Below are 24,277 nucleotides of genomic sequence, written 5' to 3'. Positions count from 1 at the left end.
CGGCGCTCGCTACGACTCGTCGGCGGCCGGGCGGAGCTGGTTCCGTTGCACGTCGAAGCAGACGAGTCCACGTTCGGCGGCCATCTGAGCGCAGGCGGCGGAGACCTCGTCAGCCATGCTGTATCGCATCGCGACGGAGAAGGCGGCGTTTCTATGGGCTGCTTGGGCGGTCCTGCGTCACGCCGATCATGGACATCGCCTCAGACATCGGCACCGTACGGCGCGATACAGCTGCGGGATCCTTGCCTTCCTTGGTCCACAGCGGTGGAAGACGTTGATGGCCTGGTCGAGCCGGCACGCGCCGACCTCTTCGACCCAGCCCGGCCAACGCAGCGACTCGTAGAATCCGGTCATCGCACCACCGATCATGGCCGCGAGCCAGGCAGCGTATCCCCGCTCGCAGTTCTCCCACCGCAACGTGTCCGGCGCCAGATACCAGATCGTCGGCGTGCCATCGGAGTCCGACATCCAGGCGAACTGACCGCCCAGCACGTCCTGCGCCACGATCATGCCGCCGGCAACGTTGTCGTTGACCTGGCGCAGACTGGCCAGGCGATGTTCGTCGTTGCCCGACCCGAAGACGCGCAGCCACCCATGCTCGAGCACCAGGCCGCCGCTACGGTGGACCACCGCCCCCAACCACGACCGCGTCGTCACCTGCAATAATCGGAGCTCCTCGTCGGCGCGCCGCGGGTCGGCGGCGAGGACGACGACCGGGTACGGCGCGGCGGCCACAGCGGCCTCGACCTCAGGCCAGGCCGGATCGACGGCATCAACCAGCTCCAACAGCGAGCGCACACCGGCACCCTGCAAGCGACACGCATCGTGACGGCCTGGACCAGCCACCCCGCACCGGACGCGGCATCTCCGGACGTCGTCATGGGCGTCGGCGCTGTCCTTCACGCTCACGTACGACCGGGAGACCGCCAAGAGCGCGATCACCGGCCGCAAGCTGACCCCGGCCGACCTCACCATGGCGGAGCGGGAATGGGGCGATGGAGACGGTCTGAGAGCGGGCGGCATCGCCGTGGTCCTGGGCGACGGTGACGCCCCGCCGAACACAACCGGCGACTCGGCCTACCGGCGAGGTCCCGTGCCGGCCGCGGCGGCCGTTGCGGATCGTAAGACCTGCGGTCATTGCTGGGGTCGGCGACGTCTCCATCCAGATCTACGGCTTCGGACCCGACGCCCAGCAGGCCGGAATCAGGATGAGCGAACTCCTCCGCGCGGAAGTCCCGCTATTCGATGCGCTGTCGGCCTGACGCGAACCCTGCTGGCGAACGACGGTCGCCATCGGGTCGAACAGACAGCGCAGCAGTGTCCGAGGCCGCCTCCCGGCGGCCCCAGAAGGCCGACGCGTCCAACAGGGCAGGGGCATCGGCGCCGCGATCACGTCGTCGTGGGGGACCCTGTCGGTTGACCCGTGGAGGATGTGTACGGCTGTGCGGCCGTCATGTGGCAGGCATGCCGAACATCGAGGTATCGACGATGATGTCGGCGCGGTTGCGGGTGTCGTCGGCGGTGAAGAAGAGGTCCTCTTCACGCATCCACCGCTGCCACAGTTCTTCCTTGCCGGGGAAGGTCGTGTCTCGTGCCATCCCGCGGGCCAGTCGCAGCTGTGCGGGTGCCTCCACCCAGACGGCGTAGGTGAGGCGGCCGATCGTGTCGCTGCGGGTGCACGTGACGCCCTCCAGGACGATGGTGGGCGACCACGGCTGAGTCTTCCACGCGCCCAGTGAGGAGCCGTACCAGTCATTCCAGTCCCTGGCCTGGTAAACGGCGCTTCGACCGGCCAGCAAGGGGGTGAGCACCTGCGCGTCAAAGCGCGGCCACCAGTCCGCGAAGCAGTCCCACGATACGAAATCATCGATCTCGATGATGGGAGCGTTGAGGAGTTTCGAAACCTGAGCGGCAAGGAAACTCTTGCCGGATCCGCTCGGGCCGTCGATGCCGACGATGCGAATGCCCATCACCGGGTCCCGCCGGGCAATGTCGGCCGCGATCGTCTGCGCAATCTCGATGTCCACGTTCGAGCCTTTCCGTACGCCGACCGGCGCATCACCGTAGCCGGCCGGATCAACGCACTGGCCGGAAGGCGCACTCCTGTCGACAGATCATGCACCGGCGGTGCTGAACACTCGTCGCGCGGCGTGACCGAAACCGGTACGCGCCCGCGTGAACAGCGGCATGAGCGTGCGTCCGACGAGCCCATATGCCATGTGACAAGCTTGGAGCATGGCAGACTGCGCCGCCGGAGGTTCCCGGCGGCGTCGTGGCTGGGGCGAGACCAGTCAGTGCGGCGGTTCGAGGCTGGTCAGCAGGCACGCAACGTCGAGGCCGGTGCGGATGTACTCGACGAACGTCTCGTTGTTCAAGGCTCGGGCGGACCGGCGGCGTCTGATCATGTCGATGGTGTCGTCAGGCTGGTGGCCGAGCAGTACCAGCGCGTGGGCGATGACCAGTCCTGAGCGGTTGTAGCCGCGGTGGCACCGCACGAGCACGCGACGCTCGGCGCGCACGGCGTCCGCGGTCAGCTCGGCCGCGCGGCGTACTGCCTCGAGCTGGTCGGCGCGTAAGGGCTGGTCCGGAACGTCGACGACGTGGTGCCGCACGCCGGGGTCCGGGCCGTGCCCGTCGCGTTCGTGCAGGCTGACCACCAGGTCGAACTCGCTGCCGACAACGGCCGGCACCACGAGCCCGGCGTCGAGGTGGTGGTGACCGCCCATCCACAGACCGCCGACGATCTCGTTCCACGGATCGTCCGCGAACGGCTCCCCGTGGTCTTTCGCTCGCGTCTTCACCGCATCCTCCGCCCCGGCGGCCCGCCCGGACCGAGTCACCGCAACCCTAACGGCTGCCCCGAAACGCGACGCCGCTGTCGCCGATCCGCCGAGCACGCGGTACCGGGGCACCAGCTACGCCACCTGGGACGACCCAGCCCTCCCACGCCCTCGACCAAGCTCGCTCGACGGACAGTGTTGCGCGGCCGCGGTCAGGACCGCTGTCGCGGAGCGCCCCGTTCCCACCATCCGTGGGGCGGCTGCGCTCTGATGATGTCCGCGACGATCTCCACCTGACCGTAGTTGCAGTACTTCCAAAGCTCCTTCGCCGCTCGCGAGTACTGGAACAGCACCCGGTCAACGTCGAAGGCGTCGAGATCTCCGGCACGGTAACGGTCGACAGCCTCACCAAAGCGGGCAACAAGCGCGCCCAACTCGGCCTCGTGGTAAGCAGCAACCACCTCGCGCGCCGCCCGTCGCTCCGCCTTGTCAGACATGGACACGAGACTACGCACCGCCGCGGGTGCAGGCGCTCCACCAGCCGGGACCGCCCGGATCGCGGCCATGAGCGGATGCCACCACCCGCTGGTCCGCCCACCGAGGAGACGCCTGCCGTCGGGCCGTGCCGACATGGCTGCGAGACTGCCGGGTGTGGGTCATGACCGGGGGTCGGCCAGAGTCGAGTGGCGGGCCAACGGCTCGACGTGCCTCGCCACCTACAGCGTCACGGTTGCACTTGAAACCGGCCACCGCAGGGCAGGCCACGACCGCAACGGGCCACGTCCACCTCGACACCGATGCTGTGCCCGATCAAGGTTGCGGCTACGCAGTGGTCGAACGCTGCAATGGTCCGTGCAGCCAGTGAGTGGCCTCGTCGCGGCTGCGAAGCCGTACGACGTTGAGGCCAGGGCGCTGGCGCAGCAGCTGGGCCACCCGGGTCGCTGTCTTGCGGTGGGTGGTCCATGCCCAGCGCACGATGTGTTCGGGTTCGGTGAAAATCGTCCAGAGCGGGGGCTCGATGTTGCCGTTCCACAGCTGCTGCCGGCGAAGCCGGCGAACAAGGGTGCGTCGGATGACCTGGCGCATGACACGGGTTCGCGGTAGATCAAGCCAGACCAGCAGGTCGGCGCGCTCGGCAAGGTGAGCGCGCACGGAGCTGTACTGCCATTCGGTGACCCAGGCGGGTTGAGCACTGAAGCGGTGTACGTCTGCTTCGAAGGAGGGCCGCGGCGTCCAGGCCGGACCGTGGAAGAGAGCGTCGATCTCTACATGTGACAGCTGGAGCGCGGCGGCGATACGGGCCGCCAGGGTCGTCTTGCCTGAACCGGAGGTGCCGGCGACCAGGACCCGCTGAGGACGCTCGGGTAGCGGATCCCCCGATCCCAACAGCGGCACACCGCACACGCTAGCAAACGACCTATGGCCCCAAGGAGGCGTCCGCCCGTCGCCAGGCGTCAGGAACAGCGTGAACGCACTCCTCGTATTCGTCGGCGACGAGACCGTCGCACCAGTTCCCCCGCAACTGGAGGTCGTCGAGGCCGCGAACCTCGGCACAGATGCGGAACTCCAGCTAACGGTCCTCCACAGCAACCGCGCTCAGCTCAGAATGCCACAGCACGCACGCCTCCGAAATCCGCGACGCCATCCACAGCCGAGCATCCGATCGGCGGCACGAGTGTGCATCCGCATCCTGCCGCCACCGTGACCGACCTGCATCGAATTCTGCACATCGGCGCTCTTTATCCTTCGGGGCGTGACTGGACCTTCGCCGGTGCCCGAGTTCGAAAGCCTGCGGTTCCTGTGGAACTGCGCCGCCGACTACGGGGCGGACGGCGAAGTACCCGAGGACGCACCGCTCGGAGTTGAGCACCTTTCGCATCTGCTACGGGTCTACAACTCCGCGATGGGTGGTGGTTTGGGCTTCGCCATCCAGGTCAACGAGGAGTTCCGGCTGCGACGCGCCGTCGACGCCGCGCGGTACCTCGGCCTGGTCGGCTTGGCCGAACTGCTGGAGGACCTCATCGCCCGCTACGGAGACGGCGCGTATGCCGAATCCAGGGATTCCGATCTGGTGACCATCCTCGGCCAGCGGGACGAGCACCTCGAGGCCGCGTTCCGCGCGAAGGCTGCTGAGTCGCCTGCCGACTTCGGCCTGCACTGACGACCCGAAGAACCCGCAGCCGGCAATGACCGCCGCCTTCCGCCGCGCGACATCCGCGGCAGATGAGGAACCCAAGATCAGGAGTAGTGCGGACCGATTCGACGCCGGATCGCGGTAAGTCCGGATGTTGGATTACTCCGGGACTTCCTTCGCTGCTGCCAGATCTTCGCTGCAGCGGTGGACGTGTGTAAGCGTGCCGTTGGCAACCTTTGCGTCGGTGTTGTCGGCACCAGCATCGGTTCGATGTGGTCCCACTGCCTGCGCCGGTAGGCGCTCACCTGGTCACGGCCGTGCACCGTCAGGTCGCAGCGGGTCGCGGCACTCCAGCACGTCGAGGCCGCGGGCTGCTCCGGCGCGTACGGGCGGCGCGGTGCAGGTGAGCAACGACAGCGTGTGTGCTCTAACGGGGTGCGGAGAAGTCCTGGGTGCCGATCACGCGGAGGAGTTCGAGGGCACGGTAGACCGGTGAGCCGGGCTCGGCGGTGAACAGCACCACCTGCTGGTCACGGTCGGGCAGCGTGAGGATTTCGAAGTCGAGCTCCAGCCGCCCGACCGCCGGGTGGTCGATCACCTGGTGACTGCGGTGTTCGATGCGCAGTTCCTGCTCGCGCCAGAGCCGCGCGAACTCGGGGCTACCGGCGAGCAGGTCGCGAATCAGATCGCGGATCTCGTCGTTGTGCGGGTAGCGGGCCGCAGCGACCCGCAGGTAGCTGACCGCCGTCCGGGCGAACTGCGGCGAGGCGCCCATGCCGTAGCCGCGGCGAGACGGATCGGGGTGAAGGAAGAATCTGCGTACGAAATTGCGATCGTCCGCACCCAGCGCGGAGAAGTCCTCGAAGAGCGCCGCCGCCAGCGAGTTCCAGGCCAGCACCCGGCAGGCTCCGTTGATCACCACGATGCCGGCGTCGGTCATCCGGTCGAGTAGCCGCAAGGTCGCGGCCGGCACGTTTTCGGCGGGCCCGTCGGTACTCTCGGTCTCGGCCTGTCCGGCCAACCGGAACAAGTGCGCCCGCTCCTGCCCGGAAAGCCGCAGCGCGCGGGCGATCCCGTTCAGCACCGCCCGCGAGGGATGCCGGCCGCGGCCCTGCTCCAGCCGGCTGTAGTGGTCGACCGAGATCATCGCGAGCTGGGCGACCTCCTCCCGCCGCAGCCCGGGCGTGCGCCGCCGGGTACCTGCCGGGAGCCCGGCGTCCTGCGGCCTGATGCGCTCCCGACGACTGCGGAGGAACGCCGCCAGTGCTTGCCTGTCCATCATCCGAGATTACGTACGGACGAGCCGCTCACCCACGCACTGTCGGTCCCTGGCTACGGGAGTACGGGCTCGCGACAGTGCTCGGCATGAGCGAATCAGTGTTGGTCACCGGCGGCTCCGGTTATGTGGCGGGCTACGTCGTGCGGGAACTTCTCGCCCGGGGCTACCGGGTGCGGGCAACGCTGCGAAACCTGGGGCGGGGCGACGCCGTGCGAAAGAAGCTGGCGGTTCCGGGAGATCTGTCGTTCGTCGCCGCGGATCTGCTTACCGACGACGGCTGGGACGCGGCCGCCGAGGGCGTGGACTACGTGGTGCACACTGCATCGCCGATGCCGGTCGGTGAGCACCGCGGACAGGACATCACCACGCCGGCTCGGGAGGGCACCCGGCGGGTGCTGCAGGCGGCACGGCGAGCGGGCGTACGGCGGGTGGTTCTGACATCTTCGACAGCGGCCGCGATCCCCGCCGTACCGGGTGCGCCAGCCGACGAGAACACCTGGACCGACCTGCCCGACAAGCCCCGCTACGTCTATCCGCGCGCGAAGGCACTGGCCGAGAAGGACGCGTGGCGGCTGGTCCGCGCCTGGTCGGACGGACCCGAGCTGACCACCGTGCTGCCCGCGAGCATTCAGGGCCCCGCGCTCGACGAGGACCTGTCCCCGTCGGTGTGGCTGATCCGGCTGATGCTGACCGGCAAGATGCCGGTCCTGCCGCACATGGGCTATTCGATCGTCGACGTACGCGATCTGGCCGTGCTGCACGCCGAGGCGATGACCGCCACCGCCGCGGCCGGGCAGCGGTTCATCGCGGCGGGAGAATTCCTCTGGTTCCGGGAGATGGCGATGATGCTGCGCGACCGGCTGGGGGACCACGCGGCGAAGGTGTCGTTGCGCCGGCTGCCAAACTGGGTGGTGCGGGCCGCTGCACCGTTCAACGCCGAAATGGATCAGATGGCACCGAGCCTCGGCGTGCGCAGCCAGTTGAGTTCCGCGCAGGCCGAAAAGCTGCTCGGCTGGCGCACCCGCCCGGCCGCGGAGTCGCTGATCGACACCGCGAACAGCCTGCTCGCGCTCGGCCTGGTCTAGGACACCGCTTCTGGGACTGGGTGCCGGTCCCAAACTGACCGGATTCGCCGTCGCGGGCGGGAGGGCTGCGGCACGGTTTCGGTGCCGTTGCGGTCCGGGTCAGGCGCGGTTGTGGTGGCTTGGTGCCGGGGACAGGCCGCTGGTGGCCATCTCGTCGCAGAGGGGCGGCAGCACCCGGGCCAGGCCGGCGCTGGCGAACTGCCAGTTGTGCCCGCCGGCGTCGACGAAGCGGTGGTTGACGACGCCGGCGCGGGTGGCGGCGGCCGACAACTGCTCGCCGACCGTGATGCCCCGGGTGTCGTCGGTCCCGGCGCCGAACCACAGGGTCACGCCGGGGTACTTGCGCGTGCTCAGCAGCCGCGCCGGGTCGTGGGCCTGCTGGGCGGCGAGGTTCCCGCCGAACAGCGTGCCGAGGGTGTGCGCGGGGTTGCCGAGGTTGGGCCGGGCGTCGCCGCCGAAGTCCGCGGCGTGACGGTAGATGTCGGGGTGGCCGAGCACGAGGTCCAGCGCACAGGTCCCGCCCTCCGAGAAGCCGACGATGCCCCAGCCGGACGGGTTGTGGTCGAGGTGCAGGGTGCCGGTGATGAAGGCCGGTACGTCGACGGTCATGTAGGTCTCGGCGTTGCCGCCCTTGGGGCTGTCGACGCACTCGGTGTCGCCCGTCGCCGAGCCGTTCTGGTCGACGACGACGAGCACGGGGGCCCGCCCGTGGTGCTCAGCGGCGTAGGCGTCGTCGGTGGACTGGCCGTGGCCGGACTTGAGCCAGTTGATCGGGGTGCCCGGCGAGCCGACCAGCATGACGAGGACCGGGAGGGAGGCGCGGTCGGGGCCGAAGTACGCGGGCGGCAGGAACACCACGCCGGGGCGGTGGTTGAAGTGCGACTTGGTGGCGGGGGCGTCGAGGGCGGCGATGACCCCCTGCGAGGGCGGGGTGGCGCCGGGCGCGGTGCCGTTGGTGATGAGGTTGTGCGCCTGCTGGGCGTCGAGCGCGCCGGAGTGGCCGAGGACGTCGCCGATCTGGGGCCAGATGCCGTACTGCTGGTCGATGAGCATGAAGGCGCCGGCGACCGTCGCCGGCACCGCCACCACGGCCGCCGCCCGGCGCCAGGCGAGCGCGCGGGTGGCCGGGCCGGCGCGCGGCCGGCGCAGCAGCAGGGGGCACCCGGCGAGGGCGACGAAACCGCCCCAGACCCACAGGGCGAACGAGGACGGGTAGGCGTCGGTCACCGTACCGGTGACGCGCAGGCCGAGCGCGACGAGCCCGACGAGCGCCGCGACGGACAGCATCAGGATCGGCAGCGTGCGGGTGAGCCAGCGGCGCTCGGAGTTCCACCACGCCGCCACGAGCAGCGCGCCGCCCGCGGCCTCGCAGCCCGCCGCAACCCTGTGGTCGAGCAGCGACACGTGGTCGAACACCCCGTCGGAGGCCGCCCACCCGAGGCCGGCCGCGGCCGTGGCGGCCGCCGCGATGGCGACCCGCCGGGCGCGGGGACGACGACCCGCCGGGCGCGACGGCGCGACGGCGAGCTCGTGCGTGGGCTCCTCCGCACGGGAGATCACCATGACCTTGAAGCCTTTCGGCCGAGAATCCACCAGCGATTCCATGAAAACGGGGACGAGCGGAAGGTATCGAGCCGCCCCCGCCCACGGCAACAGCGTGCCGTGCCGACTTGATCACGCTAGGTATGCGGGCGGGTTCCGGGACCCCCGCGGGCCCGCTGTTGCGCGATGATGCATGGACCCGGGTCCATGGGGGTGTTCCTGCGATGCGCCGGCTCCTACGCCGGGCGGCCCAGCTATCGTGCCCGATCGTGACAGCGTCGAGCGGCGAACGGCTTGGCATCATCGAACGGCGCCTGCGGGCCTCCGGCACGGGCGAGCCGGCACGCCGACTCACCCGGCTGCTGACGTATCGGGACCGGCACCACGTGACCGCCCGATCCGCGGCCCTGCTCGATCTGGTCGGGCGCGTGGCGGACCGGCTGCGCGCCGACGGTGTGCCGGTGATCGGCCCGGATCGCCTCAGTGTGTACGACCTCGACCTGTGGGACCTGCTGGCCGCTGAGGCGGTCCCGTTCGAGTTCACCAGCGCGAGACATGTCGGGCTCGCGGCGTGGTTCGACGACGACGGGCCGGGTCGACGGACGCTGCTGGCGTTCGCCGCGCATCCGGCTTTCCGTGACGCCTTCCGGCGGACCTGCCTTGATGAGCTGTCCAGCCACACGTTCGGCGCCGAACGCGGGTCGCCGCTGCACCCGAATCTGCTCGCGTTGGCGTTGTCGGTGCCCGGAGTCGCCGCCGGGCTGGAGGCCGAGGTCGACGCGGTGACCGTGCGGGCAGCCGCTGCCCCGGCCGCGGAGCTGCGCACCATCCTGCGCCGCCTCGAACCGCTGCGCTCCCAGGCCGGATACACGGCGTTCGGCCGGTACCTGGACCGGGTGTCGCGCCTGGACGCGGCCGAGTCGCTGGTCCGGACCCTGCGCTGTGGCCTGCCCGCGGAGCTGGTCTGGCCGGAGTACGAGACGGCTGTGGCCGAACTCGACCAGCAGCGTGTGCGCATCGAACGTCAGTGGCCGCTGCTCGCGGTCCACGACGCCGAGACCGCGTTCGTGTTCGATCCGTCCGGGGTGCTTGCCCGGCACGAATTGCGGGTGCCTGACCGGGAGGGCCTGACCGGCCGTTTTCCGGCGCGCTGCACCCTGCACGATGGGCGCCTGCTCGTCAGCTGGTACACCGACGAGGGTGAGCGCGGCTACTGGGCTGACGTCCCCGGTGCCGAGTTCCTGCTGGACGCCGAAGGGATCGACCTCGGCGGGCTGATGATCGGATCGGTGACGCGTCTGCCCGACCCCGGCGAGCACGTGGTCCCGGGCGGCCGGTTCGAGCCGGTACCGGATGGCGGACCGCTCCTGCGCCGCTGGCGGCGGACCCTGCCGCCCGGCGCGCCCGCCCCGTTCGGCGCGGTCGACGGTGAGACCGGCTGGGACCTGGTCGAGGCGCCGGCCGGGCCGGTGGTGCGCTCCATTGACGGACGGGAGGTCCCCCTCCCTCCCGCCGCGTGGCGGCCCGGCATCGCGGGCGTCTTACGCCTGCCGGGTGGCGACGGCGACCGGCTGGTCACCGCCGACGCGTTCGGCACCATGACCCTTTGGGACCCGCAGACCGCAACGCCGGCGTTCGTCCAGGACAACCAGTCCGGCCTGCCACCGGTCGGCTGGTGGGACCAGATGCGCCCCCGCGACCCGGCCGCCTCGGCGGCGCTGCGCACCGGTACGCCGACTGCCCGGATCACGGACCCGGTGCTGCGGGCCGCGGTCGAGCGCGAGGCCGAACCGCAGCGGAACTGTCCGCCACGATCGCGTCGTTCCGGGCATTGCCACACGAGCCGGCGCCGACACCGGTGTCCCCGCACGCGCACAATCACAACATCCGCAACGGCCTCGCCGGACTCCTGGGGCCCTGGAGCCACTACCAGGGCATGCGCCGGCTGGCCCCCCGCCCGACCAGCGGCTACGGCATGTTGACCTACCTCGCGGGCCTCCCGGCAGCGCTGGCCGGTACCGCTACGCCGGCGACGCGGTCCGCCCGCCGGTGGAGCAGCCACGTGCCGGGCTGGACGCAGGTGCTGCCCGGCCTCGGCGCCGTCGCCCTGCGCGCAGGACTGTCCACCACACCTCCACCGGAGCGCGAGGCGCTCGCCGAGTTCCTGACCGCGGTCGCTGACGTCGGGCTCGCCGACGCCGACGCCGACCTCACACTCGTCACCGTCGTGGCGAAAGGCGAACATATCGCCGATCCGGCGGCCGAGTTCGGCCTGCCGGCCGACCTCGCTGACGGCATCGCGAGCGGGTTTGGCCTGTCGTGCCACCGACTGATCGTGGCCGGCCCCGTGCTACCGCACGATCGGCTCCGGGTGGTCGAGCGAGTACCGCTGGGCGGCTGGGGCGACGCGGGCACCGTCCGCCGATTTGTGGCACTACTCGCCGAGCGGGGCCCGGCCCGCTGGCGACCCGAATGGGTGCCGGCCGCCATCAACGCCGGCATGAACCTGCCGCCCGACGCTGTCACCACGCTGCTGACCGGCGCACTCTACACAGCAGTGAACGACGAGTACACAGTGCCGGGCGAGCACCTGACAGCGGCCGCGCTGTCCGCCGCCGCCGAGCGGACCGCGGCGAGGCAGATCAGCACTCTGCCGCCAGAACGGCTGGTTCAACTGCTCAATGCGGCCATGCCCAACGAACCGGCAACGCTGTGGGAATCCGGCCCGGACCTGACCAGCCTGGCGAGCGCCTGGCGGTCCGCGCCACCCGACCCGCCGTACGAATTCGCCCCGTGGCGAGATCCGATCCTCGCCGAATGGCTCAACGAGGATGACGACAATTCATGAACGACGACGCGTGGCACTTGTCGCCGCCGCGGTCTTGGTCTTGCGTCGCGGCCGTGGTGTCAGAACCAACAGTCGGTAGCTGCAGGCATGGTGCCGTGGACTGACCAGAGAGGGTGCTTGCGTCAGGTCCTCGCCGGCAAGGCCACATCGAGCACGTAGCAAGGACCGTTGCTAGAGCATTGGGAGCAGGCCGATGCGGCCGTGGTACTCGCCGCCGATCCGGTCCGTGTCCGAGCCGACCAGGAGCCCGGCCGGGCACGTGACCAGGACGCCGACGCCGACGCCGCGGCTGTGTGAGGGGTTCCACGGCAGTGCGGCTCCGGTCGCGGGGTCCAGTGCGGCGATCCCGGAGCGCTCGACGGCGCCGGGCCCCTTGGACTTGTGGCCCTTCGGGTTGTCCATCCACTGCATGTGCCCGCCGACGTAGACGGCCGCGTCGGTCACGGCCACCGACCACAGCGTGTTCCCGCCGGTCCGGTTCACCCATACCGGCTGGTGGTTGCCGCTGCCGGCGACGTCGAAGCGGGCCGCGCTGTCGCACATCCGGGTCGGGCCGGACATGCCCCCGGTCGCGCTCACCACGATCCAGGTGCCGTCGGGCGCGAAGTCGACGCCGCGCAGATAGGAGTCGTACAGCGTGTTGCACCGCCCCGTGTAGGCGTCCGTCGACCAGCCCGAGACGCCCGGCGCGGCCCCGGCGTCGGCGACGACGAGCTGGGCGCGCTTCTGCCCGGCCGCGGAGTCGAACGCGCCCACCGCCGCCACCCGGGCGCCGTCGGCGCTGACCGCGACCTCCTCGACCTTCACCAGGCCCCGGTCGCGGCGGGCCAGCCGCAGGTCGAACGCGGCGTCGGTGGCCCCGGTCGCGGCGTCCACGCGGGCGAGCGCGACCCGGGGCACGCCGCCGAGCTGGGTGAAACTGCCGCCGATGTACAGCCATGGCCCGGCCGTCGCCAGGGTGCGGATCTGGCCCTTGCCGGCGGTCGCGGCGAACCCGGGCACCGTCGCACCGGTGACCGCGTCCACCTCGGCCAGCCCGGTGCGCGGCTGCCCGTTGACCTTCGCGAACCGCCCCGCGACGAACACGCCGACGCCGTCCGGGGCCGGGGCGAGCGCGGTGACCGGCCCGTCCACCGTGGCGCTCGTGCCGAGGATGCGGCCCGTGCCCAGCTCGAAGGCGAACAGATACCGCCGCTTGTACCGCACGCCGCCGCCCGAGTCCGCGACCTGCGTGAAGTCGCCCCCGACCACGACGGTGCCCCCGACCACGGCCATGGCGCTCACGGTGCCGTCGAGCACGTTGGGCGTCCACGCGACCGGCTTCTCGCTCACCACCCCGTGCTGGGCGACGCCCGCGGTCGCGGACCCGGCACCGGTCAGGGCGAGCAGCAGGACGGCTACGGCGAACAGACGGCGCTTGGTGGACACGGACCTTCAACGACCCTTCGCGCGACTCGGTCACGGTGGCGCGCAGCCGTGCGGGGTCGGTCGTTCATGCCGGACTCGGCGACTGATGGGCTTGTGACCGCGGGCCCGGCCCTGCCCGAGGACTGAGCCGTCACGCCCCCGAGCCTAGAAGGGGATCGCGGTCAGCCAGTCGCCGCCACGCAGCGGGCGGTAGCCGAGCGGGGCCAGGGTGCGCACGACGGCGGGCATGTGCGCGGCGCCGTACACCACGGCGACCTCGATGTCCTCGGCCGCGCGCCGCTCGTGGACGCGGGTCAGGTCCGCGGTCAGGAGCCGGTCGCGCTCGACGAGCATCGTGCGGTTGAACAGTGCCGCCCGCACCTCGGAGTCGTCGCTCACCTCCAGGTTGCGGGCCAGCAGCCAGGCGCGGCCGCCGACGGCCATGCTGACGGTCAGGGCCGGCACCAGCAGGGCCAGGTCGAGCCAGCCCAGCAACGGCAGGCGGTCGCGGCGCCCGCGCAGGAGCACACCGTCGGGCCAGACCGTCGGCACCCCGAGCGCGGCGTAGTCGATGTTCTGGTGCACGAGCCCGCGGGCCTGCCGCTGGCGGGTCAGGCGCATCGCGGTGACGTACGCCAGGCCGGTGGAGCTGGGCCCGTCGTACGTCTCCGCGACGATGAGCTGGGAGCGCGCGATCCGCTCGGCGATGCGCCGGTAGTACTCCGGCCGTCCCATGTGGATGGTCGGGACGAGCACGAACCGCAGGGGCGTGTGCCGGTGGCGCAGTACCACGACCGCGGACCGCACCCCCAGCACGCTCACCTCGGTGATCTGCATGGCCGCCTCCCCGTGACGTGACCCCAGGGTAGGAAGGCGGCGCCGGGGTGTCAGGCCTCGACGGCAAACCTTTCCGCTTCCTTGAGCATCCGGCGGGGGTGCGGTGACGCGGCGGCGAGGTGCCGCGCCACCGCTTCGGCGCTAGGTGCTACACGAGACCGTCGGCCAGGTCCAGTTGCCGTTGGCCATGATGGTCACGCCGAACGTGTTGCCGGCGCCGTTCGGCCGGCCCACCATCACCTGGGAGCTGGTCCAGGTCGCGTTCACGTTCCACGTCGCGCTGATCCTCGCCGGGCTCGGCACCGTCATCGTCACCGTCCACGCGTTGCTGCCCGAGACCGTCACGTTGAGGTTGTACCGGTCGCTCCACTGCTGACCGGCCGAGAGGGTCGCCGTACAGCTGCCGCCCTGTGGAGGTGGCGTCGTGCCCCCGCCGCCGGGCGGAGTGCCGCCGCCGTCGGGGGCCACCGCGCGGCCGGTCTGCGGGGAGATCATGCCCGCGCACAGGTTCCGGCTCGCCAGGCCCTGTGCGATGCGGGGGATCGCGGCCAGGGTGTTGCCCGGCCACTCGTGCATGAGGATGATCTGGCCGTTGGTGAGGCGGGCGTTCGCGGCGACGATGGCGTCGACACTCGCGCCGTTCCAGTCCTGCGAGTCGACGTCCCAGATGATCTGGGTCAGCCCGTACTTCGCCTCGACCGCCTGCAGCGTGCCGTTGGTCTCGCCGTAGGGCGGGCGGAACAGCCGCGGGGTGCCGCCGCCCGCGTTCGCGATCGCCTGCTGGGTGCGGGAGATCTCCGAGTCGATCTGGGCCTGGCTCTGCTGGATCAGGTGCGGGTGGGTGTAGCTGTGGTTGCCGACCCACATGCCGGCGGTGACCTGGGCGCGGACCTGGGCCGGGTACGCGGCGGCGTACTGGCCCTCGTTGAACATCGTCGCCCGAAGCCCGTTCTGGCGCAGGGCGTTGAGGATCGCGGGCGTGTGGTCGTTGGACGGGCCGTCGTCGAAGGTGAGCCCGACGTACCCGTTGCAGGTGGCGGCCCTCGCCGGGGCGGCCCCGACGACGCCGGTGGCGAACGTGGCGGCCGCGGCGAGCGCGAGGGCGCCGATCAGGAGACGGCGGGTGCCGTTGTTGGTGCGTCTGTTCATGTGCGCGCTTTCCTCCTCAGCAGGGCAGCGAGCCGTGACCCGGTGGGGCGGCCGGGTTTGACGGATGTCGATGGCGCAAGTATTGGGCGGCCCGTTCGGCGGTGTCAACGATTTCCGGAAGCGCCTGAGCCGGTTCAGCTGCCGTGACGTGCTGATCCCCGGCTTCGGGGACCTGAAAGTTCCGGAATTGGTTCCGAAAACCGCGGCGTGCGAAAATATCGAAAACTGGTGAAGGGGATGCGCGTGTCAGTCGAGGACGCAGGCCGGGTCACCATCACCGCGATCGCGCGCGAGGCCGGCGTGTCGGTGCCCACGGTGTCCCGGGTGCTCAACGGGCGCTCCGACGTGTCGCCCCAGACGCGCGAGCGGGTCGAGGCGATTCTGCGCGAGCACGGGTACCGCCGCCGGACCGCTCGGAACAAGCCCGCCGCGAACCTCATCGACCTCGTCTTCAACGACCTCGACAGCCCCTGGGCGGTCGAGATCATCCGCGGTGTCGAGGAGGTCGCCCACGCCACCGGCATCGGCACCGTGGTCTCGGCGATCCACGACAAGCCGGCCTCGGCCCGGCAGTGGCTGCAGAACCTGCGGGCCCGCGCGACGGACGGCGTCATCTTCGTGACCTCGGACGTGACGCCGCCGCTGCACGCGGAGCTGCGCCGCCTCGACATCCCCCTGGCCGTCATCGACCCCGCGGGCGTGCCGACCATCGACGTGCCGACCGTGGGCGCGACGAACTGGGCCGGCGGTCTGCGCGCGACCGAGCACCTGTTGTCCCTGGGCCACCGGCGCATCGGCTTCATCGCCGGCCCGAAGCGCCTGCTGTGCAGCCGCGCCCGGCTGGACGGCTACGGTGCCGCCCTGGCCGCGGCCGGCCTCGACACCGACCCGGCGCTCATCCAGCAGGGCGACTTCTACCACGAGTCGGGCTGCTCGGGCGCCGACGCCCTGCTGTCCCTGCCGGAGCCGCCGACGGCCATCTTCGCCTCGAGCGACCAGATGGCCTTCGGCGCGTACGAGGCCGTGCGGCTCCGGGGCCTGCGCGTGCCGGACGACGTGTCGGTGGTCGGCTTCGACGACCTGCCGGAGAGCCGCTGGACGTCGCCGCCCTTGACGACGGTGCGCCAGCCCCTGGCCGAGATGGGGCTGATGGCCGCGCGAACGGTGCTGCGCATGGCCCACGGCGAGACGATCGAGACCCCCCGGGTGGAGCTGGCGACCGAACTGGTCGTCCGCGACAGCTCAGCCCCACCCCGAGCGGCAGCGTGATGGTGCGACTACGTCAACAAGGCACCCTCGGGACCCACGTGGCCTACTCGCGCTGACCGATGTTCTCCATCAGCGGCGCTCGCAGCAGCCGGCCGATCGGCACGATGGTGGTGACCAGCGCCAGCACGGCGGTGCCGCCCAGCACGAGCGCCCACCCCAGCGGAGGCACATACGGCAGCAGGCTCCCCGTGAGCGCCTTGACCACGGCGATCAGCGTCACCGCGGCGATCGCGGCACCGAGCAGGAGCGCTGTGCCCAGCAGCCCGGCCTGCTCGGCCCGCACCATCCGCGCCGCCTGCCGGCGGGTCACCCCGACCAGCCGCAGCAGCGCGAGCTCCCGCCGCCGGGACAGCGCCGCCATGACCATCACGTTCGCCGCCGCCAGCGCCGCGTAGCCGACCATCACCCCGATCAGCAGCCGGTTCAGCCACGCGCTGACGGCGAGGTCGTTGCCGACGCGGGCGGTGAGCTGCGAGGCGGCGGTGACCCGGCCGCCCGGGTAGCGGGCCGCGATCCGCGCCAGCGCGGCGTCGACGTCGGCAGGCGCGGAGCCCGGGGCGCCGGAGGTCCCGGGGGCGCCCGCACCTGCCGGATCGGTGCGGATCAGGATCGCCTCGTCGGTCGCCATCGCCGTGTGGCCCGCGACCGTCGCGCGGGACAGGGTGAAGTCGCCGAAGCCCAGGCCGCGGTCGTAGACCGCCGCCACCGTCAGCGTCACCGGCGTCCCGTCGCCGAGGCGGATCCGCGCCCGCGAACCCGCGTGCCAGCCGTGCGTGCCCGCGCGCATCGACGACACCGCCATCGTGTCCGCGGCCAGGGCGTCGAGGCGGCCCTCCGTCACGCGCAGGTCCATGGTCCCGGCCAGGCCCGCCGGGTCGACGACCTGCGCCGGCGCCGTGGCCGGCTCGCCCATCAGGGTCACGAGAACGTTCGTGTGCGAAAGACCCGTCGCCGCCCGCACGCCCGGGAGCTTGCGGACCTCGTCGGCCGCGGCCGCGGGCAGGCCGCCGGGGGCCACCAGGGCGCGGTCCGCGCGCAGGCCCGCCGCCGACTGCGACACCGTCCCGCGCTCCAGATTGTCCTGGACGAACCAGACGGACCCGCCGAAACCGACCGCCAGCACCAGCGCCGTCACCACCGCCGCCGAGCCGCGGGCGTTCGCGCGCAGGTTCGCCACCGCCAGGCGGCCCGGGGCCGTGCGGAACACGTGCGACCACACGCCCGCGGCGAACGTGTTGATCCACGGTGCCAGCAGCGCCACCGCCGCGGTGCACAGGTAGAGCATGCCCGTCGCCGCCGCCAGCGCCGTCTGGCCGCCCGCGGCCACGGTGAAGGCGCTCGAGGTCGCCGCGCCCGCCAGGACCACCACGCCCGAGACCAGCCGCACCCGGCCGCCGCGCGCCGGCTCCACCGCCGCCTCGCCCAGGGCCTGCGTCGGGCGCACCCGCGTGATGCGGCGCCCGGCCAGCAGCGCGGCCAGGGCCGCCGACACCACCGTCAGCAGCGCCACCGCGGCCGCCGCGACCAGCCCCGGCGACATCGGCAACGACGCCGGCACGAAGCCGCGCGACACCAGCGAACCGTGGACCCAGCGCGCCGCCAGCAGGCCCGCTGGAGTGCCCAGCGCCGCGGCCGCCGCGCCCACCCAGACCGCCTCGGCCACCAGCAGGCGGCGGGCCTGGCCCGGCGTCGCGGCGATCGCTCGCAGCAGGGCCAGCTCCCGGCGGCGGTGGCGCACCGACAGCCCGACGGTGCCGGCGACCACGAAGACCACCAGCAGCACGACGTACCCGCCGAAGCCGGTGCCGGCCACGATCAGCAGGTCGCGGGCCGCCCCGTCCGCAGAGCGCAGCGCGCGGCCGCGGTCCTCGCCCGCGTACACCCGCAGGTCCGGGCCGGCCAGCCGCGCGAGCGCGGCCGGGGACGGGGTGCCGAACACGGCGATCGCGCCGGGCCGCGCCGACAGGGCGGCCGCCCGCGCGTCGGTCAGGAACACCGCCGGCGCCGGGCCCGTGGCGACGCCGCTCACCCGCAACCGCAGCGGGTCGCCGCCCACCACGACGTCCACAGTGGCCCCCGGGGCCAGGCCGAGCCGGGCGTCGGCCACGATCTCGTCGTCGCGCCCCGGCGGATTTCCTTCCTGCAAGGTGTACGGCGAGAGCCCCGCACTCGCCCATCCGTGCCCCTCGACGAATCCGCCCGCGACGAACACCGGCACGGTCAGGTCGACGACGACGCGATCGACCGAGGGCAGCGCGCGGATCTGCGCGGCCAGCGAGACCGGCACCGTCCCGCCCTCCGGCAGGGCGATCGTGCTGGTCTGCGGGGAGCCGTCCAGGTCGCGGGACGAGACGGTCACGTCGGGCCGGGCGACGATGATGTCGGCCGCGGCGTACCGGCCCGGCGGCGGCACAGAGCGCACGCCCGACTCGACCAGGACACCCATCGCCGTCAGGATCATCGCCCCGGCCGCGAGCGCGAGCAGGGTCGCGACCGCCGAGCCGGGGCGGTGGCGCAGCATGCGGAAGGCCAGCCGGAGCATGGCTAGGACCCCCGCACCATCGAGCGGCGGTCCAGCGACGCCAGCAGCGACGCGATCCGCGTGACGCCCGGCTGGGGCTGGTCGCGCACGATGCGGCCGTCGGCGAGGACGAGCACGCGGTCGGCGTACGAGGCGGCGACCGGGTCGTGGGTCACCATCACCACGGTCTGGCCGTGCTCGTCGACGATGCCGCGCAGCAGCTCCAGCACGTCGGCGGCGGTGTTCGTGTCCAGCGCGCCGGTCGGCTCGTCGCAGAAGACCACGTCGGGGCGGCCCGCCAGGGCGCGGGCGATCGCCACCCGCTGCTGCTGGCCGCCGGAGAGCCCGGCCGGGCGGTGACCGAGCCGCTCGCCGAGGCCGACCCGGGCCACCACGTGCGCGAGCCACGCCGGGTCGGGCCGGGCGCCGGCCATGCGCAGCGGGAGCTCGATGTTCTCGGCCACGCTCAGCGCGGCGAGGAGGTTGAAGGCCTGGAAGACGAAGCCGACGCGGCCCCGGCGCAGCTCGCTCAGCCGCGTCTCGGACAGCCGCGACAGCTCGGTGTCGCCGATGAAGACCCGGCCCGACGTCGGCCGGTCCAGCCCCGCGGCGGTCTGCAGCAGGGTGCTCTTGCCCGAGCCCGAGGGGCCCATGACCGCGGTGAACGTGCCGCGGGCGAACGCGGCGTCGACGCCGGCCAGCGCGTGCACGGCCTGCGCGCCGGCGCCGTACGTGCGGGTCAGCGCCTCCACGCGCACCGCCGCCGCGGCTGCTGTCGTGACGGACATCGTCTCGTGTCCCTTCGTGTCGTCGAACCGGAAGTGCGCGCACCGAGAACGCTAGGGCGCGGTTCGACGACGGGCGATGCAGTCCGCTGGCCGATCGTGGTACAGCAGGCGCTACCGGCCCCCCGGGCGAGAGGCTAGGGCCAGGCGAGGGCGCGCAGGCCGGCCGGACCGCCGTTGACCACGTCCCGGTCGTGGCTGTGCGCCTCATCCGGGTTCCCCGGCGCGTACTGCCACAGCGCGAACGTCGTCCACCCCGCCGGCAGCTTCGGCGGCCCCTTGGTGTAGTTGGCGATGTCCAGCGGGTAGTCGCCGTAGGAGGTGTCGTTGCCCGTGCAGGGGTTCCACCAGTACGTGTTCGTGTAGATCATCGGCTTGCGGCCGATCTCGCGCTCGATGCGGCCGATGAACGCGGCGATCCAGGCCCGCATCCGCTCCGGGCTCAGGTTGTAGCAGGGGCCCGCCTTGATCCCCTCGTAGGGCCACTCGAGGTCCACGAACGGCACCAGGGTCCGGGCGTCGCGGGTGAACCGGGCGTGGCGCAGGAAGTGCTCGGCCTGCCCGACCGGGTCGCCCTTGTCGGGGCGCGCGTACACGTAGGCGCCCACGTACCGTCCCGCGGCCCGGGCGGCGAGGTAGTCGGCGTCGAAGTGCGGGTTGACGTACGACAGTCCCTCGGTCGCCTTCACGTAGACGAACTGGCTGCCGGCCGCCACCTCGGTCGGCCAGTGCACCGTGAACTTGCGGTGGTCGTGGCTGGAGATGTCGATGCCGCCGATCGGGTAGCCGGCCGGGCGGCCCTGCTCGATCGCGGCCACGGCCGAGGGTGACGGCGGCTCCGGCGGCGGGCCGGGCACCACCGGCCCGGGCGGCGCGGAGCCCACGCCCCAGACGCACCCGGTCAGCACCAGGAGGAGCAACGCGACCGAGCGCCGCTCGTGCGGGGTTCGGGCCATACGGCGAAGGCGGAGGCGTGTGACCCGCCAGACCACCCTCCACCGCACCGCCACGAGATCCAGTGTGCCCCGACTCGGCCGGCACGGCATGCGCACGACGGCTACGCCGAAGATCTACACCCCGTGATCACCGGGGCCGGCGGGCTTTGCTCGCCGGCCCCTTCGGCTGGGTCTTGGGCTGGGCCTTGGGCGGGGCCTGCCCGCGGGTGCTGTTGGCCGTCCGGCCACGCACGATGCCGATCATCTCCTCAACCAGCTCCGAGTGCCCGTCGATGGGCCACGCCAGCGCGACCGAGGACACCGGAGCGTCAACGACCGGTTTGTACTTCACGTCTTTGCGGTGGTACAGCCGGGCCAGCGACTGCGGCACGACCATCAGCCCCACCTCGGCCGCGACCCACTCGACCGCCGTCTCCGTCGACTCGGGCCGCTGCACCCCGAGCGAGGCCGGCTCCCACGCCAGCACGTCGTCGAGCGGGTGCAGCAGGGGTTCCCCGAGCTCGGCCAGCTCGGCCACGCTCAGCTCATCCGCGGCGTGCAGCACGTGGTCACGGTGGGCCAGCACGACGCTCTGCTCCTGGTACAGCGGAATCGCATGCAGCACGTCGCGGTCCACGGGCAGTCGCAGCAGCGCGGCGTGCCCGGACTCGAGCAGCTGCGCCGCGGCGTCGACGGCCGCGACCGGCACGAGCTCGAGCGGCGTCTCCGGCCGCCGCTCCGCCCAGGTGTGCCGCCAGCGGTCGATGACGACGCCGGGCACCACGAGCAGGCGGAAGGTCATTGGCGCCACGCTACCCTTACCCGGTGAGCAAGCCGAAGCAGACCCAGACGATGAAGCCCGCGACCGCCGCGCAGAAGCTCGACGTGTTCCTGCCGGCGACCCCGCGGGAGTTCCAGGAGCGCCTGGTGTCCCGCGACGAGCTCGACGAGCTGCAGCGCAACCCGCCCGAGTGGCTGGTCGAGCTGCGCCGCGACGGCCCGCACCCGCGCAACGTGGTCGCGGCCCGGCTGCGGGTGTCCAACAGCGGCCTGGCCCGCGGCGGCGTGACCGAGGCCCTGACCACCGCCCAGATCGCCGAGCTCAACGCGAACCCGCCGGAGTGGCTGATCCGCGAGCGCGAGTCGTTCGCCGAGGTCAAGCGCGAGCAGCGCCGGCTCGCCGAGCGCTAGTAGGGCTTTGTTAGGTTCGGCGTGTCGTGGGGTCGCTGGGCGGGTGCGGGTAGTTTCATGTTTTGGTGACCCCTGATGAGCTTTCGCTTGTGCGGCAACGCCTTGAGGCGTTCGCGGCCGACGTGTTCGCGTCTTTGTCTCGGTCGGATCAGCGGGCGAAGGGTGAGACGTATCTGCGTGGGTTGTTGCTGGACGGGCGGCGTAAGTCGATGCAGCCGATGGCGGCACGGCTGGGGGTGGATCATCAGGGGTTGCAGCAGTTCGTGACGACCTCGACCTGGGACACGGCGGCGGTGCGGGCGCGGCTGGCCGCCCGGGCGGTCGAGCTGATCGAGCCGGCCGCGTGGGCGATCGACGACACCGGGTTCCCGAAGGACGGTGCCGGCTCGCCAGGGGTGGCCCGGCAGTACTCCGGCACGCTGGGGAAGGTCGCCAACTGTCAGATCGGGGTGAGTGTCCACGCGGTCACCGATACGGCGTCGTGCCCCCTCGATTGGCGGTTGTTCCTGCCCGAGTCGTGGGACGTGACCAAAGCCGGACCGGCAGCGGTGCAAGCCGCCAAAGCCAAACGGCGTAAGACGTTGAAGAACGCCCCGCGGGCCGCCGTGCCGGCCGCGCCCGCTGCCGTTGAGGTCGATGTCGAGGCGGTGACCGAGGCGGCGCGGCAACGGCGCCGCAAGTCCGCGATCCCGGACGATGAGGGTCACCGTCCGAAGTGGATGCTGGCGATCGAAATGCTCGACGGGCTCGCCGAGCACGGGCTGCGGCCACCATTGGTGGCCGCGGACTCCGGCTACGGCGACAGCGGCCCGTTCCGGGCCGCCCTCGACGAACGCGGCATCTCCTACAGCGTCCAGGTCAAAGGCGAAACCCTCGCCCACCCCGCCGACGCAACACCCGTGCCACGCACTTGGTCCGGACGGGGCCGCCCACCGACCCGCACCCGCCCGGACTACCCCGACGATGCGATCAGCCTCGCCCAGCACGTCCAGGACACCGGCCGCGCCGCGGCGATCACCGTCTCCTGGCGCGAAGGCAGCAAAGGCACCCTCACCTCACAATTCGTGTTCCTACGGGTCCGTCCGGCCGGGCACCGCATCACCCGCGACCCCGACGGCACCCTGCCCGAACGGTGGCTGATCGCCGAATGGCCCGACACCGAGGACGAACCCGCCACCTACTGGCTGTCCAGCCAGGACGCCGACACCCCAGCCGCCGGCCTGATCCGCCACGCAAAGATCCGCTGGCGGATCGAACACGACTACCGCGAACTCAAAACCAGCCTCGGCCTCGACCACTTCGAAGGCCGCTCCTTCACCGGCTGGCACCGCCACGTCACCCTCGTCACCGCCGCGCACCTGTTCATCACCACACTGCGACTCGACCCAAAAGCGGATGCGCCGGCCTGACCCTCTACAAGGTCATCCACGAGCTGCAACTCCTGCTCGCAACCTGGACCGGCGCATGCCCCACCTGCCACCAAAAGCTCAAACCGTTACGCCGCAACAGACATCGACAAACCTAACAAAGCCCTACTAGGCCGTGTGTCATAAGTGCTTCGCGAGGCGGCGCAGCCAGATGTCGATGATGCTGATGGTTGTGGTGGTCTCGTACCGCACGGCGAGCTTTTCGTAGCGGGTGGCTACCGCTCGATGGGCTTTGAGCAGGTTGATCCCGCACTCCACGGCGTGGCGCTGCCGGTAGGCCACCAGGTCGAACGCTGGTGGCCTACCGCCCCGCGAACCGCGTGCGCGGCGGTGGGCGGCCTGATCAACTTTGATCGGGATGACGCACCGGATCGACCGCCGCCGCAGGTACTCCCGGTTCGCGCGGCTGCTGTACGCCTTGTCAGCCAGGACCCGGTCCGGGCGGACCCGCGGCCGGCCACCACCGGCACGGACCACCCGGATCCGGCGCAGCACCGTAGTGAACTGCGGGCTGTCCCCGCGCTGCCCGGCAGTCAGTACCAGCGCCAGGACTTTGCGGCCCTGCTCACAGGCCAGATGCAGCTTCGTGGTCCAGCCGCCCCGGGACCGGCCCAGCGCGTGATCACCCGGCTCCGCCGCGCCGTCCCCACCCGGCGGCTCGACCTGCAGATCGGGCCGCTTGCGGGCACCGGCGGCGTGCTGGTGCGCCCGGGTGATCGTCGAATCCACGCTCACGTCCCAGCCGATCAGACCCGCCGCGTCGGCGCGGCCCTGCACCACCGACAGGATCCGCGCCCAGGTACCGTCGCGCTGCCACAGCCGGTACCTGCCATAGATCGTGCGCCAGTGCCCGTAGCACTCCGGCACGTCCCGCCACGGCGACCCGACCCGGATCCGCCACCGAATCCCGTCAATAAGCTGCCGCTTACTCCACCTCGGCGGCCGGCCTGACTTCTTCCCCGTGGGCAGCAGCGGTTCCAGCAGCGCCCACTGCGCGTCGGTCAGGTCGAACCGCCTCGTCACCGCTACGCTGGCCACGAGGTCTCCGTGCAGATGGTTGTCTTGGTCGATAACCCATCTACCGGAGA

23 protein-coding genes are annotated in these 24,277 nt (G+C 71.8%); 8 read left to right on the top strand and 15 right to left on the bottom strand.

Annotated features, from left to right (window positions below):
* Positions 1 to 186: 186 nt before the first annotated feature.
* The 5 genes from ACQP2P_RS30630 to ACQP2P_RS30610 all read right to left on the bottom strand — a co-directional run bounded on the left by ACQP2P_RS30630 (position 187) and on the right by ACQP2P_RS30610 (position 4,175).
* Positions 187 to 798, bottom strand: coding sequence for a DUF2625 family protein (locus tag ACQP2P_RS30630; RefSeq protein ID WP_433606649.1), 612 nt, complete (start codon positions 796 to 798; stop codon positions 187 to 189).
* A gap of 653 nt (positions 799 to 1,451) precedes the next feature.
* Positions 1,452 to 2,027, bottom strand: a complete 576-nt coding sequence (locus tag ACQP2P_RS30625) for a uridine kinase family protein (protein WP_433606647.1) — start codon at positions 2,025 to 2,027, stop codon at positions 1,452 to 1,454.
* Between the two features lie 264 nt (positions 2,028 to 2,291).
* Positions 2,292 to 2,801: a protein-tyrosine phosphatase family protein gene (locus ACQP2P_RS30620; protein ID WP_433606645.1), complete on the bottom strand. Its 510-nt coding sequence runs from the start codon at positions 2,799 to 2,801 to the stop codon at positions 2,292 to 2,294.
* Between the two features lie 191 nt (positions 2,802 to 2,992).
* A complete protein-coding gene (locus ACQP2P_RS30615) occupies positions 2,993 to 3,277 on the bottom strand; it encodes a hypothetical protein (protein WP_433606643.1) in 285 nt (94 codons plus the stop codon).
* 325 nt (positions 3,278 to 3,602) lie between these two features.
* Positions 3,603 to 4,175, bottom strand: coding sequence for an AAA family ATPase (locus tag ACQP2P_RS30610; RefSeq protein ID WP_433606641.1), 573 nt, complete (start codon positions 4,173 to 4,175; stop codon positions 3,603 to 3,605).
* A gap of 358 nt (positions 4,176 to 4,533) precedes the next feature.
* On the opposite strand from ACQP2P_RS30610, the gene ACQP2P_RS30605 reads away from it, so the two are divergent.
* The gene (locus tag ACQP2P_RS30605) at positions 4,534 to 4,941 is read left to right on the top strand and encodes a hypothetical protein (protein ID WP_433606639.1); all 408 of its coding nucleotides are present in this window, start codon (positions 4,534 to 4,536) and stop codon (positions 4,939 to 4,941) included.
* A 400-nt stretch (positions 4,942 to 5,341) separates the two neighbouring features.
* Here ACQP2P_RS30605 and ACQP2P_RS30600 read toward each other — a convergent pair whose 3' ends face one another.
* The gene (locus ACQP2P_RS30600) at positions 5,342 to 6,196 is read right to left on the bottom strand and encodes a helix-turn-helix transcriptional regulator (protein WP_433606637.1); all 855 of its coding nucleotides are present in this window, start codon (positions 6,194 to 6,196) and stop codon (positions 5,342 to 5,344) included.
* Positions 6,197 to 6,279: 83 nt separating this feature from the next.
* Here ACQP2P_RS30600 and ACQP2P_RS30595 point away from each other — a divergent pair, with 83 nt between their 5' ends.
* On the top strand, positions 6,280 to 7,278 hold the full coding sequence (locus ACQP2P_RS30595) for an NAD-dependent epimerase/dehydratase family protein (RefSeq protein ID WP_433606635.1): 999 nt from the start codon (positions 6,280 to 6,282) through the stop codon (positions 7,276 to 7,278).
* A gap of 99 nt (positions 7,279 to 7,377) precedes the next feature.
* Here the strand turns inward: ACQP2P_RS30595 and ACQP2P_RS30590 are convergent, their stop codons facing one another.
* Entirely contained in the window at positions 7,378 to 8,871 is a 1,494-nt protein-coding gene (locus ACQP2P_RS30590) for an alpha/beta hydrolase (RefSeq protein WP_433606633.1), read from the bottom strand.
* Between the two features lie 218 nt (positions 8,872 to 9,089).
* On the opposite strand from ACQP2P_RS30590, the gene ACQP2P_RS30585 reads away from it, so the two are divergent.
* Positions 9,090 to 10,802 (top strand): hypothetical protein, encoded by a 1,713-nt coding sequence (locus ACQP2P_RS30585; protein WP_433606631.1) that lies wholly within the window; start codon positions 9,090 to 9,092, stop codon positions 10,800 to 10,802.
* Entirely contained in the window at positions 10,796 to 11,668 is an 873-nt protein-coding gene (locus ACQP2P_RS30580) for a hypothetical protein (RefSeq protein WP_433606629.1), read from the top strand. The genes ACQP2P_RS30585 and ACQP2P_RS30580 overlap by 7 nt, the downstream gene beginning before the upstream one ends.
* A 171-nt stretch (positions 11,669 to 11,839) precedes the next feature.
* On the opposite strand, the gene ACQP2P_RS30575 is transcribed toward ACQP2P_RS30580, so the two are convergent.
* The 3 genes from ACQP2P_RS30575 to ACQP2P_RS30565 all read right to left on the bottom strand — a co-directional run bounded on the left by ACQP2P_RS30575 (position 11,840) and on the right by ACQP2P_RS30565 (position 15,061).
* Positions 11,840 to 13,096 (bottom strand): PKD domain containing protein, encoded by a 1,257-nt coding sequence (locus tag ACQP2P_RS30575; protein ID WP_433606627.1) that lies wholly within the window; start codon positions 13,094 to 13,096, stop codon positions 11,840 to 11,842.
* A 144-nt stretch (positions 13,097 to 13,240) separates the two neighbouring features.
* Positions 13,241 to 13,912, bottom strand: coding sequence for a hypothetical protein (locus ACQP2P_RS30570; protein ID WP_433606625.1), 672 nt, complete (start codon positions 13,910 to 13,912; stop codon positions 13,241 to 13,243).
* Between the two features lie 141 nt (positions 13,913 to 14,053).
* Entirely contained in the window at positions 14,054 to 15,061 is a 1,008-nt protein-coding gene (locus ACQP2P_RS30565) for a polysaccharide deacetylase family protein (RefSeq protein ID WP_433606623.1), read from the bottom strand.
* A gap of 64 nt (positions 15,062 to 15,125) precedes the next feature.
* Between ACQP2P_RS30565 and ACQP2P_RS30560 the strand changes: the two genes are divergently transcribed.
* Entirely contained in the window at positions 15,126 to 15,293 is a 168-nt protein-coding gene (locus tag ACQP2P_RS30560) for a hypothetical protein (protein ID WP_433606621.1), read from the top strand.
* Positions 15,294 to 15,304: 11 nt separating this feature from the next.
* On the top strand, positions 15,305 to 16,330 hold the full coding sequence (locus tag ACQP2P_RS30555; protein ID WP_433606619.1) for a LacI family DNA-binding transcriptional regulator: 1,026 nt from the start codon (positions 15,305 to 15,307) through the stop codon (positions 16,328 to 16,330).
* A 43-nt stretch (positions 16,331 to 16,373) separates the two neighbouring features.
* Here ACQP2P_RS30555 and ACQP2P_RS30550 read toward each other — a convergent pair whose 3' ends face one another.
* The 4 genes from ACQP2P_RS30550 to ACQP2P_RS30535 all read right to left on the bottom strand — a co-directional run bounded on the left by ACQP2P_RS30550 (position 16,374) and on the right by ACQP2P_RS30535 (position 21,373).
* A complete protein-coding gene (locus ACQP2P_RS30550; protein ID WP_433606617.1) occupies positions 16,374 to 18,872 on the bottom strand; it encodes an FtsX-like permease family protein in 2,499 nt (832 codons plus the stop codon).
* A 2-nt stretch (positions 18,873 to 18,874) separates the two neighbouring features.
* On the bottom strand, positions 18,875 to 19,639 hold the full coding sequence (locus ACQP2P_RS30545; protein ID WP_433606614.1) for an ABC transporter ATP-binding protein: 765 nt from the start codon (positions 19,637 to 19,639) through the stop codon (positions 18,875 to 18,877).
* Between the two features lie 134 nt (positions 19,640 to 19,773).
* Positions 19,774 to 20,592, bottom strand: coding sequence for a GH25 family lysozyme (locus ACQP2P_RS30540; RefSeq protein WP_433606611.1), 819 nt, complete (start codon positions 20,590 to 20,592; stop codon positions 19,774 to 19,776).
* A 127-nt stretch (positions 20,593 to 20,719) separates the two neighbouring features.
* Positions 20,720 to 21,373: a LysR family transcriptional regulator substrate-binding protein gene (locus ACQP2P_RS30535; RefSeq protein ID WP_433606608.1), complete on the bottom strand. Its 654-nt coding sequence runs from the start codon at positions 21,371 to 21,373 to the stop codon at positions 20,720 to 20,722.
* 23 nt (positions 21,374 to 21,396) lie between these two features.
* Between ACQP2P_RS30535 and ACQP2P_RS30530 the strand changes: the two genes are divergently transcribed.
* Positions 21,397 to 21,762: a DUF5997 family protein gene (locus tag ACQP2P_RS30530; protein ID WP_433606606.1), complete on the top strand. Its 366-nt coding sequence runs from the start codon at positions 21,397 to 21,399 to the stop codon at positions 21,760 to 21,762.
* A 65-nt stretch (positions 21,763 to 21,827) separates the two neighbouring features.
* Complete coding sequence (locus ACQP2P_RS30525; RefSeq protein ID WP_433604553.1) at positions 21,828 to 23,171, top strand: IS701 family transposase; 1,344 nt, start codon at positions 21,828 to 21,830, stop codon at positions 23,169 to 23,171.
* 138 nt (positions 23,172 to 23,309) lie between these two features.
* Here ACQP2P_RS30525 and ACQP2P_RS30520 read toward each other — a convergent pair whose 3' ends face one another.
* Entirely contained in the window at positions 23,310 to 24,227 is a 918-nt protein-coding gene (locus ACQP2P_RS30520; protein ID WP_433604667.1) for an IS5 family transposase, read from the bottom strand.
* Positions 24,228 to 24,277: the final 50 nt, after the last annotated feature.

The sequence above is a fragment of the Dactylosporangium sp. CA-139114 genome (assembly GCF_050955725.1).
GTDB lineage: Bacteria > Actinomycetota > Actinomycetes > Mycobacteriales > Micromonosporaceae > Dactylosporangium.
Note: the sequence above shows the minus strand (reverse complement) of the source record. Positions and strands in the feature narration are given on the sequence as shown.

Coding starts and splice junctions, on each gene's coding strand:
- ACQP2P_RS30580 (WP_433606629.1), top strand. CDS start 10,796: ATGTTGACCTACCTCGCGGGCCTCCCGGCAGCGCTGGCCGGTACCGCT.
- ACQP2P_RS30600 (WP_433606637.1), bottom strand. CDS start 6,196: ATGATGGACAGGCAAGCACTGGCGGCGTTCCTCCGCAGTCGTCGGGAG.
- ACQP2P_RS30565 (WP_433606623.1), bottom strand. CDS start 15,061: ATGAACAGACGCACCAACAACGGCACCCGCCGTCTCCTGATCGGCGCC.
- ACQP2P_RS30540 (WP_433606611.1), bottom strand. CDS start 20,592: ATGGCCCGAACCCCGCACGAGCGGCGCTCGGTCGCGTTGCTCCTCCTG.
- ACQP2P_RS30560 (WP_433606621.1), top strand. CDS start 15,126: ATGTCGATGGCGCAAGTATTGGGCGGCCCGTTCGGCGGTGTCAACGAT.
- ACQP2P_RS30535 (WP_433606608.1), bottom strand. CDS start 21,373: ATGACCTTCCGCCTGCTCGTGGTGCCCGGCGTCGTCATCGACCGCTGG.
- ACQP2P_RS30595 (WP_433606635.1), top strand. CDS start 6,280: ATGAGCGAATCAGTGTTGGTCACCGGCGGCTCCGGTTATGTGGCGGGC.
- ACQP2P_RS30570 (WP_433606625.1), bottom strand. CDS start 13,912: ATGCAGATCACCGAGGTGAGCGTGCTGGGGGTGCGGTCCGCGGTCGTG.
- ACQP2P_RS30545 (WP_433606614.1), bottom strand. CDS start 19,639: ATGTCCGTCACGACAGCAGCCGCGGCGGCGGTGCGCGTGGAGGCGCTG.
- ACQP2P_RS30550 (WP_433606617.1), bottom strand. CDS start 18,872: ATGCTCCGGCTGGCCTTCCGCATGCTGCGCCACCGCCCCGGCTCGGCG.
- ACQP2P_RS30615 (WP_433606643.1), bottom strand. CDS start 3,277: ATGTCTGACAAGGCGGAGCGACGGGCGGCGCGCGAGGTGGTTGCTGCT.